At 72.6% G+C, this 13,029-nt stretch carries 11 protein-coding genes; 9 read left to right on the top strand and 2 right to left on the bottom strand.

Annotation, left to right across the window (positions count from 1 at the left end):
• Positions 1 to 41: 41 nt before the first annotated feature.
• The 6 genes from ACZ4W5_RS16855 (at position 42) to ACZ4W5_RS16830 (ending at position 9,109) form a co-directional block, all read left to right on the top strand.
• Positions 42 to 2,624: a hypothetical protein gene (locus ACZ4W5_RS16855; RefSeq protein WP_465655214.1), complete on the top strand. Its 2,583-nt coding sequence runs from the start codon at positions 42 to 44 to the stop codon at positions 2,622 to 2,624.
• Between the two features lie 344 nt (positions 2,625 to 2,968).
• A complete protein-coding gene (gene pstC / locus ACZ4W5_RS16850) occupies positions 2,969 to 4,000 on the top strand; it encodes a phosphate ABC transporter permease subunit PstC (protein WP_465655212.1) in 1,032 nt (343 codons plus the stop codon).
• A 127-nt stretch (positions 4,001 to 4,127) separates the two neighbouring features.
• A complete protein-coding gene (pstA, locus tag ACZ4W5_RS16845; RefSeq protein WP_465655210.1) occupies positions 4,128 to 5,447 on the top strand; it encodes a phosphate ABC transporter permease PstA in 1,320 nt (439 codons plus the stop codon).
• 65 nt (positions 5,448 to 5,512) lie between these two features.
• Positions 5,513 to 7,285 (top strand): substrate-binding domain-containing protein, encoded by a 1,773-nt coding sequence (locus tag ACZ4W5_RS16840; protein ID WP_465655208.1) that lies wholly within the window; start codon positions 5,513 to 5,515, stop codon positions 7,283 to 7,285.
• Positions 7,282 to 8,178: a sortase gene (locus ACZ4W5_RS16835; RefSeq protein WP_465655207.1), complete on the top strand. Its 897-nt coding sequence runs from the start codon at positions 7,282 to 7,284 to the stop codon at positions 8,176 to 8,178. Before ACZ4W5_RS16840 ends, ACZ4W5_RS16835 begins: the two co-directional genes overlap by 4 nt.
• Positions 8,179 to 8,332: 154 nt before the next feature.
• A complete protein-coding gene (locus tag ACZ4W5_RS16830; RefSeq protein WP_360239629.1) occupies positions 8,333 to 9,109 on the top strand; it encodes a phosphate ABC transporter ATP-binding protein in 777 nt (258 codons plus the stop codon).
• Positions 9,110 to 9,114: 5 nt separating this feature from the next.
• Here ACZ4W5_RS16830 and ACZ4W5_RS16825 read toward each other — a convergent pair whose 3' ends face one another.
• Complete coding sequence (locus ACZ4W5_RS16825; RefSeq protein WP_465655205.1) at positions 9,115 to 9,969, bottom strand: HAD family hydrolase; 855 nt, start codon at positions 9,967 to 9,969, stop codon at positions 9,115 to 9,117.
• A 174-nt stretch (positions 9,970 to 10,143) separates the two neighbouring features.
• Between ACZ4W5_RS16825 and ACZ4W5_RS16820 the strand changes: the two genes are divergently transcribed.
• On the top strand, positions 10,144 to 10,326 hold the full coding sequence (locus ACZ4W5_RS16820) for a hypothetical protein (RefSeq protein ID WP_360239464.1): 183 nt from the start codon (positions 10,144 to 10,146) through the stop codon (positions 10,324 to 10,326).
• Positions 10,327 to 10,442: 116 nt separating this feature from the next.
• On the opposite strand, the gene ACZ4W5_RS16815 is transcribed toward ACZ4W5_RS16820, so the two are convergent.
• A complete protein-coding gene (locus tag ACZ4W5_RS16815; RefSeq protein ID WP_465655204.1) occupies positions 10,443 to 11,330 on the bottom strand; it encodes an LLM class flavin-dependent oxidoreductase in 888 nt (295 codons plus the stop codon).
• Between the two features lie 90 nt (positions 11,331 to 11,420).
• Between ACZ4W5_RS16815 and ACZ4W5_RS16810 the strand changes: the two genes are divergently transcribed.
• Both ACZ4W5_RS16810 and ACZ4W5_RS16805 read left to right on the top strand, forming a co-directional pair.
• Positions 11,421 to 11,726, top strand: coding sequence for a hypothetical protein (locus ACZ4W5_RS16810; protein WP_465655202.1), 306 nt, complete (start codon positions 11,421 to 11,423; stop codon positions 11,724 to 11,726).
• Positions 11,727 to 11,758: 32 nt separating this feature from the next.
• The gene (locus tag ACZ4W5_RS16805; RefSeq protein WP_465655200.1) at positions 11,759 to 12,997 is read left to right on the top strand and encodes a hypothetical protein; all 1,239 of its coding nucleotides are present in this window, start codon (positions 11,759 to 11,761) and stop codon (positions 12,995 to 12,997) included.
• The last annotated feature ends 32 nt before the right edge of the window (positions 12,998 to 13,029 follow it).

Genomic DNA, 13,029 nt, shown 5'->3' with positions numbered 1-13,029 from the left:
CCGCGTGCTGGGCGGCGCGGATCCGCACGGAGGTGCCCGCCATGAGAATCCGATTGCCCGACCGGAGGGATCCGGGGAGATGGCGCCGCCGACTTCCGGCGATCGCGCTGGTGTGGTCGGTGGTGGTGGCGCTGGGCGTGGTGCCGATCGGCCTGGGCGCCGGACCGCAGGCGGTGGCGGAGTCCTCCACCGTGACCGTACCGGGGCCCAAGGTGCTCGACCCGGTGACCGGGACGCGCGGCAGGGCCGGCAAGATCACGGTCTCGCAGACGAAGAACCTGGTCAACCAGGTGGTGCAGGTCTCCTGGAGCGGCTTCACCCCCACCAGGACCACCAGCGGCCAACAGGTCACCCTGGCGCGGGTCGGCGAGGCCAAGTACCTCTACCCCGTGCGGATCTACGAGTGCCGCGGCACCACTCCGAAGGTGACCGACTGCTACAACAGCTCGCTGTACGGCGGTGACGCGAAGGCGGGCTTCCAACAGACCCTGCCGCCCGGGTCGAGCACCGCGCCCGACTTCCCGAGCAACATGGCGATCGCACCGACCGGTGCGGACGGCACCGGTGCCGCGAACATCGAGCTCTACACCCAGGCCCAGGCCCCGACGCTCGGCTGCGACGACACCCACCCGTGCTCCCTCGTGGTGGAGGCGAACTACGGCGGCGACAGCCTCGGCCGGACCACCCCGACGGCCTCCGTCGACTGCCTCAACCACTCGTTGGACAGCTCGAGTTCGCTCGCGAGCGACGCGGCGCTGTTCAGCTACGCGGCCAACGGCATGTCGAGCGGTGAGCAGTGCGCGTGGGAGAACGGCATCGTGATCCCGCTGTCCTTCGCTCCGGTGGCCCAGGCCTGTGCGTCGCAGAACGGTTCGTTCGACGCGGAGGGCCTGGAGATGTTCAACCGGGCCATGCAGCAGTGGCGTGCGGGCCTGTGCCTGAGCGATTCGCCGCTGGCGGTCCGGTACGTGTCGGCCGGCGGTGAGCCGCAGGCCCGTTCGCGCTTCCTCGGCGGGTCGACGGACGTGGCGCTGACCGCACGGGCGGACGGTTCGCCACCGGCCCGGCCCTATGTGTACGCGCCGCTGGCGACCTCGGGCATCTCGGTGGTGTTCTCGGTGGACGACCAGGACACCGGCCGGCAGATCCGCGACATGAAGCTCGACGCGCGGCTGATGGCCAAGCTGCTCACCCAGTCCTACGCGCCCCGCGGCGGCGTGGTCACCTCGGTGAAGGGCAATCCGACCTGCCTGTTCGCGGATCCCGAGTTCCTCCAGCTGAACCAGCTGCCGGCGACCTCGGGGCTCAAGTGGCCCAGGTTCTGCGACATGTTCGACTTCAGCCCGACCGTGGTGGGCGGGACGACCGACCTGACGTACCAGCTGACCTCGTGGATCGCCTCGGACCCGGACGCCGCCCGCTTCCTGGACGGCGAGTCCGACCCGTGGGGCATGCACGTGAACACCTACTACCTCCGGCCGGCCTTCTCCGGCTACCCGGTCGACTCCTTCTCCCGGCAGGACTCCTCCGGGATCGTCGGCAGCAAGGTCGACGCCTACCAGCACCTGATGCAGTACGAGTGGAACCCGGTCACCAGCGGACTGGGCCAGGTCGCGCGAGGGTTCCTCCAGAACAAGGCGACCTGCGTCAACCCGGGCCTCAACGGCACCGGCGGGCACGACCAGTGCGCGCCGGTGGACGTCGGGCAGCGGATGCTGATCGCGATCATGGACACCGGCCAGGCCAAGGCCTACTCCCTCCCCGAGGCCCAGTTGCTCAACCCGGCCGGCGCCTTCGTCTCCCCGGGGACCACCGGCTTCCAGGCCGCCGTCGCCGACATGACCGTCGACGCCTCGACGGGCGTGCAGTCGCTGCCGTACGGAATCGCCGACACGGCGTACTCCCGCGACCAGCGGGCCTACCCGCTGACCACCGTGCAGTACGCGATGGTGCCGACCCAGGGCGTCCCGGCCGGCAAGGCCGCCGCGATCACCACCTTCCTGCGGACCACCACGACCAGCGGCCAGGTCTACGGCACCGAGCCGGGCCACCTGGCGCCGGGCTTCCTGGCGCTCACCAGCGCCCAGCGGGCCCAGGCGGCCGACGCCGCCACCCACGTGGAGGCGCAGGACGCCAAGCTGCCCGGCAACCAGGCCGCGCCGCCGAACCCGCCGGCCGTCACCCCCGGCGACGGGGGCACCGGTGGGGGAACCCCGGCGGAGGGCCCGGGCTCGGGCTCGGCGGGCGGCACCACCCCGGTCAGCGCCGGAACCGACAACGGCACGAGCGGTGGCGGCCTCGGTGGGGCCTCGACCGGCGGCCTCGGGGAGGGCGCCGCGACCACCGGGGGCACCGCCGCGGCCGCGGCCGCCGCCGGGGGCAAGACCCCGGGCGCCTCGCCGAGCACGCCCGGCAAGTCGCTGAGCGCCGCGCCCGTCGCGGCCGGGACGCCGGCGGCGGACCGCTCCGGCACCGCCCGCCTGCTGCTTCCGATCGCGCTGATCGGCGGCCTGGTGCTGCTGGTCGGCGGGCCGGCGGCGCTGATCCTGGGCGGGACACCGGCCGGGGAGCGGACGCTGGCGGGGCTGCGGAGCGGCTGGTCGCGGCTTCGCCGTCGGCCCTGACGGCCGGGGCGCGCTCCAGCGGCCGTCGCTCCAGCCGTCGTCCCACCAGCCGCCGTCGCGCCCCGCGTTGATCGTCGCCGCCCAGGGTGGCCGGAACGGATCCGGCCACCTTGGGGGGGTCAACTCCGGCACGGAACTGGCTCGTTGGGGCCTCGTACACGCGTCCGACCCGGGGTGGACACCTCCGGATGGCCGAATGGGTACGCACCGGAACCGTGGCCAACTGGCCCTCCCCGCAACGACTTCGCGCCGCCGGGCGCCACCACAGTCACTACAGCCACGTCGCGCCACCGTCCAGTCCGGGCGTCGCCCGGCCATCCGCACCCGAGCACGGAGAGCAGAGCATGACAGCCGCCGCCGAGCCCGCGGCCTCGTCCGCCGGGGCCCCGGGCAGACCCGACCGCGGAGCCGACACCGACGTTCCGCGCACCATCACCGCCCCCGCGACCCCCGGCGACCGGGTGTTCCGCGGGGTACTGCGGGTGGCCGGGCTCTCGGTGTTCGCGATCATGGGCCTGATCGCGTTCTTCCTGCTGCTGCGCGGCTCGGACGCGCTGCGCGCCGTGGGCTGGTCCTTCCTGACCGAGCAGAAGTGGCAGACCGCCGCGCACACCTTCGGCATCGCCGCCGTCCTGCCGAACGGCCTGCTGATCGCCGTGATCGCCCTGGTCATCGCCGTCCCGGTGGCGCTCTCGACGGCGATCTTCATCTCCGAGTACGCGCCGGTCCGGCTGCGCGCCTCGCTGGTCTCGCTGATCGACCTGATGGCGGCGATCCCGAGCATCATCTACGGCCTGTGGGGGCTGTTCTTCCTCCAGCCGCGGATCATCGGTTTCAGCCGCTGGCTCTCCAACCACCTCGGGGACACGATCCCCTTCCTCAAGGTGCGCACCGGCGACATCGGGACCTCCTACACCTCTTCCACGTTCATCGCGGGCGTCGTCGTCTCGCTGATGATCATCCCGATCGTCACCTCGCTCAGCCGGGAGGTCTTCTCCCAGGCCCCGCAGGGCGAGCGGGAGGGCGCCTACGCGCTCGGCTCGACCCGGTGGGGGATGGTGCGCACGGTGGTGCTGCCGTTCGGCCGTGGCGGCGTGATCGGCGCGGTCATGCTGGGCTTCGGCCGGGCGATGGGCGAGACGATCGCGGTCGCGCTGATCATCTCCCCGAACTTCAAGGCCATCAGCCACATCCTGGAGAACGGCGCCAACTCGATCTCGGCGCTCATCGCGCTGCGCTTCGGCGAGTCGGACGCGCTCTCGCTCTCCGCGCTGATGGCGGCCGGCCTGGTGCTGTTCGCGCTGACCCTGCTGGTCAACGTGGCGGCCGGCTTCGTGATCAACCGGTCCCGCTCCGGGGCCTCGACCGCGGACTGAGGCGGCGCACGGACATGACCGGTCCCGCTGAGACCCCTGCCGCACTCCAGGCGGCGACGCCTGCCGCACCCCGGGCTGCGACCCCCGCCGGGCCCCCGGCCGAGACCCTGTCGAAGGGAACGACCCGATGACCACGCTCGACCTGCCTCCGGCCGCCGCCGCGCCGGGGCCCGCCGTCCCGGGGCCCGCCGTTGCCGGGCCCGCCGCGCCCGCGGCCGGTCCGGTGGAGCCGCGCCCGGAGAAGCGGGTGAAGCTCGGCGGCGCCACCCGCGAGGACGTGTTCACCGTGGCCGGCTCGTCGATCGGCTCGCTGGCCCTGAACTGGACGCTGTACGAGCGGGTGCTGCCGTTCAGCGGCGCCTTCGGCTTCCTGGTCTGCTGGTACCTGCTCTTCCTGGCCGCCTACTTCACGCTCGGCCGGCTCCAGTGGGGCCCGTTGCTGGTGCGCGAGCGCCTGGTCTCCGTGGTGGCGTGGAGCGCCGGCCTGCTGGTGCTGGCGCTCATCGTCGACCAGGTCGGCTACCTGGCGGTGCGCGGCTTCGAGGCCGCCCAGCACCTCAACTTCTTCACCGAGTCGATGGAGCGCACCGCCGCGCTCTCCCCGATCACCTCCGGCGGCGCGCTGAACGCGATCGTCGGCTCGCTCGAACAGGTCGGCCTGGCCACCCTGTTCGCCGTACCGCTGGGCATCGCCGCGGCGATCTTCATGTCCGAGGTCGGCGGCCGGATGGCCAAGCCGGTGCGGACCCTGGTGGAGGCGATGACGGCACTGCCGTCGATCGTCGCCGGCCTGTTCGTGCTCGGCATCGTGATCCTGACGCTCGGCTTCGACAAGAGCGGCTTCGCGGCCTCGCTCGCCCTCACGGTGATGATGATGCCGATCGTCACCCGGGCCGCCGAGGTGGTCATCCGGCTGGTGCCCGGCACCCTGCGCGAGGCCTCGTACGCGCTGGGCGGCAGCCAGTGGCGGACGGTGTGGAACGTCGTCCTGCCGACCGCCCGGCCCGGTCTGGTCACGGCGGTCGTGCTCGGGGTGGCGCGCGGCATCGGGGAGACCTCGCCGGTGCTGCTGACCTCGGGCTTCACCCCGCAGTTCAACGCCGACCCGTTCCACGAGCACCAGGTGTCGCTGCCCCTGTACGTCTGGAACTACGTCAAGCAGCCCTACCCCGAGATGGTCGCCCGGGCCTTCGCGGCGGGGCTGACCCTGATGGCGCTGGTGCTGGTCCTCTTCGTCACGGCGCGGGTGCTCGGCGGCCGTCGCCCCGGTGAGCTGACCCGTGGTCAGCGGCGCCGGATCGACCGGGAGGCGCGGCGGTCCGAGAGCGCCGCCCGGGCCGCCCGGGCCGGGGCCCAACCGCTCGTCGTCCAACCGCCCGTCGTCCAACTGCCCGTGGCCCAACCGCCCGCTGCCCACCCTCCCGTCGCACTGCCCGGGAACAGCTGATGAACCGTCCGACCACCCTCCGTACCAGAGGAGTTCTCATGTCATGGGAGGCCGCAAGGCGCTCCGTGGCCCGTGTCCTGGCGTGCCTGTCCGCGCTGCTGCTCGCCGCGGGCACCCTGTTGTTCGGGCAGGCCGCACCGGCCTTCGCCGCCTCGGTCGCGCTGAGTGCCGACGGCTCCAGCTGGGCCGGCCCGGCCATCGACCAGTGGCGCCAGGACGTCGGGCCGCAGGGCATCCAGATCAGCTTCAACCCGGTGGGGTCGGCGGCCGGCCGGACCGCCTGGAGCAACGGGCAGGACGACTTCACCGCCTCGGACGTGCCGTTCCGCAGCACCGAGGACACCGGCCTCAACTCCGGTGCCCGCACCAGCGGTCAGGGCACCAGGGAGAACCCGGTCTACGGCTTCTCGTACGTGCCGATCACCGCGGGCGGCACGACCTTCATGTACAACCTGGTGGTCGGCGGCAAGCAGGTCCGCGACCTGCGGCTGTCCCCGCAGACCATCGTGGACATCTTCACCAACAAGATCACCAACTGGAACGACCAGAAGATCACCGCCGACTACGGCAAGCCGCTGCCCAACCTGCCGATCACCCCGGTGGTCCGCTCGGACGGCTCCGGCGCCACCGCGCAGTTCACCCGCTGGATGGAGCACACCCACAAGGACCAGTGGGACGCCTACTGCTCCTCGGTCAACGGCACCACCTGCGGTGACTACACCGAGTTCTTCCCGCCGTCCGGCCGGATGGTCGCCCAGAACGGCTCCGACGTCGTCGCCGGCTACATCAAGGCCGCGGCCGGCCTGGGCACCATCGGCTACGACGAGTACGCCTTCGCCAAGCGCAGCAACTGGCCGGTCGTGAAGGTGCTCAACCAGGCCGGCTACTACTCGCTGCCGACCGCCTCCAATGTGGCCATCGCGCTCACCGCCGCCAAGATCCGCGGCGTGGACGACGACACCCCGGCGTCCGACCCGAACTACCTCCAGCAGAACCTCGACGGCGTCTACACCATGGACGACCCGCGCTCGTACCCGATCTCCAGCTACAGCTACGTGATCGTGCCGCGGGCCGGCGCCGCGCTGCCCCCGCCGGGCCGGTTCAACAACGACAAGGGCGCCGCGCTCAGCCGCTTCCTCGCCTACGTGCTCTGCGAGGGCCAGGGCGAGGCCGACGGCCTCGGCTACTCGCCGATCCCGCGCGGCCTGGTCAAGGGCGGGCTGCTGCAGACCAAGTCGATCCCCGGCAACGCCAGCCCGGTCAACCCGGACACCCTGGCCAACTGCGCCAACCCGACCTTCAACTCGGCCGGTGAGCTGACCGTCCTCAAGAACGCCCCGCAGCCGAGCCCCTGCGACAAGCAGGGCGCCCCGCTGGACTGCACCGTCCAGAACGGCCAGGCGGTCAAGGCCGGTTCGGGCGGCTCCGGTGGTTCCGGCGGTTCCGGTGGCACCGGCGGCGCGGCCGGCGGCTCCGGTGGAACGGGCGGCTCCGGCCACGGCACCGGCGGGAACGGCGGCACCGGTGGCAGCGGTGACGCGGCCGGCACCGGCGGCGCCGCGGCCGCGGGCGGCGACCCGAACGCCGCCGCGGTCGGCGACCCCGCCGCGGGCGACGGCTCCGCCGACGTGGTCGACCCGCAGACCGGCCAGGTGGTCGCGCGCGGCCGGGGCGGCGCCACCGAGGTCGCGGCCAACGTGGTCGAGGTGAGCGGCCGGCCCGAGGACTGGACGCTGTCCTCGCTGACCGCCGTCGAGCTGCTCGCCGTCGTCCTCGTCCCGCCGCTGCTCGGCCGCCGGCTGCTGCGCCGGCGCAAGGGCTCGGGCGGTGCCTCGTGACGGCACCGGTCCTGGAGAAGCCGCTCGTCCTGCCGCCGCCCGCGGTCGGGGCGCCCCCGGCCCGGCCCGCCGCCGTCACCCCCGCCCGGCGCCGCTTCCTCCAGGGCGCCTGGGCGGCCAGTCTGGCGGCCGCGCTGGTGCTGGGCTTCGTCGGCTTCCTGTTCACGCTCTCGCACGTCCAGGAGCGGCACTACCAGTCGACGGCGTACAAGACCTTCCAGGACCAGCTGGCCCGGGCCGTCGCCCCGACCGGCGCGGCCGCCGACGGCGACCCGGTGGCGCTGGTGGACATCCCGGCGATCGGCCTGCACCAGGCCGTGGTGGTCGAGGGCACCACCGGCCGGGACCTGATGCGCGGCCCCGGCCACCGCCGGGACACTGCACTGCCCGGCCAGAGCGGGGTGGCGGTGCTGTTCGGGCGCGGCGCGACCTTCGGCGCGCCGTTCGCCCGGCTGGCCGGGCTGCGGGTCGGCGACCGGATCGAAACCACCACCGGGCAGGGCAAGTTCACCTACGTGGTCAACGTGTACGGCGACGGCGACCACCCGATCACCGACCCGGCCCGCAACCGGCTGGTCCTGGTCACCGGTGACTCCGACTGGATCCCCGGCTCCACCGTGATGGTCGGCGCCCGGCTGGAGGGCGATCCGCAGCAGAACCCCGGCGGCCGCTCCGCCACCGTCGCCTACGACAAGGCGCTGGCCGCGGACAAGGGCGCGCTGGCCACGCTCCAGCTCTGGTCGCTCGCACTGCTCTGCGCGGCGACCGGGGCGCTGCTGCTGGCCCGGTACTGGCGCCGCTCGACCGCCTACCTGAGCGCCGCGCCGGTGGTCGGCGCCCTGCTCTGGGCGGTCTACGAGAACGCCGCCGCCCTGCTGCCCAACCTCTACTGACGCGCGCCCGGAGGACGTACCGATGACCGACACCGCCGACATCGCCGACAGCACGCACCAGCCGCACGACGCGGCGGTCGACCCGGCCGCCGACACCCTCACCCTCCCGCCGGTCCCGGCCCCTTTGGTCGGCCCGGCCCAGGGCCCCGGCGGGGTGCTCGCCGGGCTGGAGACCCGGGATGTCTCCGCCTGGTTCGGCAGCCGCAAGGTGCTGGAGCGGGTCTCCCTGGCGATGCCGGCCGGCGAGGTCACCGCGCTGATCGGCCCGTCCGGCTGCGGCAAGTCCACCTACCTGCGGATCCTCAACCGGATGCACGAGATGGTGCGCGGCGCCGCCCTGGCCGGCGAGGTGCTGCTGGACGGGGACGACGTCTACCGGCCCGGCCGGCGCCCCGCCGAGGTGCGGCGCCGGATCGGCATGGTGTTCCAGCGGCCCAACCCGTTCCCGGCGATGTCCATCCAGGACAACGTCTCCAGCGGGCTCAAGCTGGCCGGGATCAAGGTCTCCAAGGAGGAGCGCCGGGACCTGGTGGAGACCAGCCTGCGCCGCGCCGGACTGTGGGACGAGGTGGCCACCCGGCTGCACGCCCCCGGCGGCTCCCTCTCCGGCGGCCAGCAGCAACGCCTGTGCATCGCACGGTCGTTGGCCGTCTCGCCGGACATCCTGCTGATGGACGAGCCGTGCTCCGCGCTCGACCCGACCTCCACCCGCCGGGTCGAGGAGACCATCGCCGAACTGCGCGGGCGGCTCACCATCGTGATCGTCACCCACAACATGCAGCAGGCCCAGCGGGTCTCCCAGCGCTGCGCGTTCTTCCTCGCCACCCACGACACCCCGGGCCGGATCGTCGAGGCCGGGCCGACCGAGCAGCTCTTCGGCAGCCCGCGCGACCAGCGGACCTCCGACTACGTCAACGGCCGCTTCGGATAGGTCAGTTACCGGCCGGAGTCGGCGATCAGCCGCTCCAGCACCGCCGCGACGCCGTCCTCCTCGTTGCTCACCGTGTGCAGCGGCACCGCCGCCAGCACCTGCGGGTGCGCGTTGGCGACGGCGTACGCGGTGCCGGCCCAGGCCAGCATCTCCAGGTCGTTCGGCATGTCGCCGAAGGCCACCACCTCGGCCCGGTCGATGCCGTGCTCGGCGCACCAACGGGCCAGCGTGCTGGCCTTGGTGATGCCGGGCGCGCTGATCTCCAGCAGGGAGATCGGCGCGGAGCGGGTGATCTCCGCCAGGTGCCCGGCGGCCGTCCGGGCCTCGGCGAGGAAGGTGTCCGGGTCGAGGTCGGGGTGCTTGGCCAGCAGCTTGAACAGGCCCCGCACCGGGCCGCCGTCCGCCAGCAGTTCCTCGGCCGGGCCGACCGCCCGCACCTCGTCGTCGCCCCACATCAGCACCTCGTACCCGGGCTCCCGGGCCCAGCCGTCCGCGTACTCGAAGGCGAAGGCGGTGCCGGGCAGCTTGGCCCGCAGCGCCTCGACCACGGCCAGCGAGGTCGGCGCCGAGATGGGGAAGTACTCGATCAGCTCGCCGCCGCGCCGTACGTCCACGATCGCGCCGCCGTTGGAGCAGATCGCCACCCCGTGACCGCCGATGTGCGGGCTCACCTGCTGCATCCAGCGCGGCGGCCGGCCGGTCACGAACACCACCTGCACCCCGGCCGCCTCGGCCGCCGCCAGGGCCGCGGCGGTGCGATCGCTGACGGTACCGCCGGAGCACAGCAGGGTGCCGTCCAGGTCGGTGGCGATGAGGCGGGGAGCGGTGCGGGGTTCGGTCACCGGTCCATCTTCGCCCATCGCCGCCGCCCGGTCACCGCCGCGGGGCCACCGCCGCCGGCCCCGGTGGCCCTGACCGTAAGGACGGGTTCCGGCCCTTCCTGCGCCGCTTTCCGGCCGATCCGCCCCCGCCCGGGGTGTCGCGGCGGGCCGACGGGCAGGAACCCCCTGGTCACCCCGTCGGCAGGAAGAGCCATGCCCACTCGCCAGCTCCGTGACGAGCCGCCCCCGACCCTCCCTTCCCCGGATCCCCCCGCCGCCTCCCGCGAGCCGGTGCTGCTCGGCGAAGTGCTGTTCCACACCCTCGCCGAGCTCGCCCGCCGCACCCCGGACCAGGCCCCGGCCTTCCCGGCCCAACGCACCCGCCCCCACCCCTGACCGCCTCCCACCGTCACGTGGGTCTCGATGCCGGTCCGCCAGTGACCTGTCGGCCACTGGCGGACGGATTGCTCCACGTGGGTCGGCGGCGCGAACCACGGGGAGGGCGGTCCGACTCAGCGGAGCTGGGCGAGGCCCTCGGTGGCGATCTTCTCGAAGACGGCGAGGTCGTTGGCGAAGATCGAGTCCGGGACGGGCCAGTGGATCACCAGCTCGGTGATGCCCAGCTCCTGGTAGGTGCCGGCGAAGTCCACGAAGGCGTCCAGCGACTGGAGCGGCTTCTCCGCGGTCGAGCCCTGGAGCAGCATCTTCTCCAGCGTGGCGACGTCGCGGCCGGTCGCCTCGCAGGCCGCCGTCAGCTTTCCGATCTGCTGCGTGATGACGGCGGGGGCCTGCTCGACCGGCACGTCCGCCGGGCCCTTCGGGTCCCCGTACGTCACCCAGCCTTGTCCGTACTCGGCCGCCAGCCGCATCCCGCGCGGGCCGGCGGCGGCCACGTAGAACGGGACCCGCGGGGTCTGCACGCAGCCGGGGATGTTCCGCGCCTCGACCGCCGAGTAGTACGTGCCCTCGCGGGTGGTGGCGTCCTCGCGCAGCAGCTCGTCCAGCAGCGGCAGGAACTCGCCGAACCGGTCCGCCCGCTCCTTCGGCGACCACGCCTCCTGCCCCATCGCCGTCGCGTCGAACCCGACCCCGCCGGCCCCGATCCCCAGCGTGATCCGCCCGCCGGACACGTCGTCCAGCGTGATCAACTCCTTCGCCAGCGTCACAGGGTGGCGAAAGTTCGGCGAGGTTACGAGCGTGCCGAGCCGCAGGCGCTCGGTAGCGGTCGCGGCGGCTGTCAGCGTCGGGATCGACCCGAACCACGGCTCGTCCCGGAAGGACCGCCAGGAGAGGTGGTCGTAGGTGTACGCAGCGTGGAATCCGAGGTCCTCGGCCCGCCGCCAGATCTTCTGCCCCTCGGCCCACCGGTGGATGGGGAGGATAACGGTACTCAAGCGCATGCAACGACGATACGCGCGCATTTCGGCGGACCTTCGGACCGCTCGCGCAACGGTAAAGGGGAGATCGGCTAGCGTGGCGCCGTGGGCACGATGAGCAGGCGAGAACTGGCCGCGCTGGTCGAGGAGGCGACGGTCGACACCTACGACGAGCACGAGGAGGTGTCGGCTCTGTTCGCCGCCGTCGAGGAGAACCTGGCGGTGCCGTTCAGCACCTCGGTGCTGGGCGTCGAGGTGACCGTGAGCGGCGTCGACCTCTCGCGGGACGGAAGAGTCGTCGCCCTGTGCACCCGCGGTGGATTCCGGCAGGCGATCGGACTCCTGGATCTTCCGTTGCCGGACCTGGCGCCGGACGGAGCGGAGTGGGTCGAGGCATATCGCCATTACTGGGCGCAGTGAGCGTCGGAACCTTCAAGACCGAGAGAGCTCTCATGACTGTCGCTGTACGGAGCGAGGACGAGGCGTCGTTGCGGCGCCTGATCGAGCGAAGTTCCGAACTGAAGGGCGAACTCGTCGCCTTCGCCCAGAGCGCGCGGTTCGACCGGTGGTTGACGCCCCTCCTCCTGGAGGCCGCCGGGCCTCAGCGGCAGTTGGGGGAAGGCGATGCGATCCGGATCGTCGACAACTTCATTCTGCGGTACCGCTTGCCGGACGGTTCTACCGTGGTGGACCGGTTCGTGGCCGGACGACGGGGCTTGACCGAGGCAGATCGGGAGATGCTGCTCGGCTGGCGTGACCCGGTCGAGGGCGTCTTCGAGATCCGGCGCAAGGACGGGGACGCCGTCGTTCTGCTGAACCTGGTCGACGACCTGGAGTACCGCACCTACTCGAACGTCGGGCGGGCGGCCTTCCGCGGAGTGTCCAAGGGAGGCTTCCTCCTCGCCTGCGTGGTGCCCGTGCACTCGGCGGACGGGGCGTGGCTGATCTCCGGGGCGATGTCGTCCTACCCGAAGTCCAGCGTCACCGAGATCGCCCGGGCGGCACTCCAACTGGCCACCAGCCAACCTGAACTGGTCTTCCGCAACCCCGAGAAGATCGAGCAGGGATGGGAGTCGATGCGGGAGGACCGGGCCGCGTTCGTCGAGTTCTGTGGCAGCGACGAACTGGCCCTTCCCCCTGCCGAAGTCGAGGACCGGCTCAACGCCTACTACCGGCACCGGCAGGAGGCCGCCGTCGCCGAGCATCCCGACCGGGCCCGGGGCAGGCGGCTCCCCGGCCTGGCCTTCCCGGCCTTCGAACTGCCGCGAGGGCTCGCCGAATCGGACACGGTCGGCGTCATCTACGACGAAGTGGACGGGCTCAACTTCTACCCGGACTACGGGATGCTGCGGGACCTCTTCGCCGATCCGGCCCTCCCTGGCCGCAGGCAGCACCAGGACCTGCTGCGCGTGTACCTGCGCGAGGAGTCGATTGCACCGCTGCCGCTCCGCCGCCTGGCCGCCGCCCACCCGGAGACCGTCGACGAGGTGTTCCGGAAGCTGCTGCGGAAGCCCGGATTCACCTGGGACGAGCACGGCGAGGAGCTGCTGCGCCGGCGCAAGCCCTGGTACTACGAGCAGGAGCTCCGCCCGGGCGTTTCCGTGATCGGCGAGCGCCTCAGCGAACTCGCCGCCGGCACCGGACGGCAGAAGTTCACCAGAGCACGGCGCGTGGCCTCCGATCACTCGTAGGGATGAATTAGTGACTCATCAGGGGCTATTTG

The sequence above is a fragment of the Kitasatospora sp. NPDC029367 genome, assembly GCF_055569135.1.
Note: the sequence above shows the minus strand (reverse complement) of the source record. Positions and strands in the feature narration are given on the sequence as shown.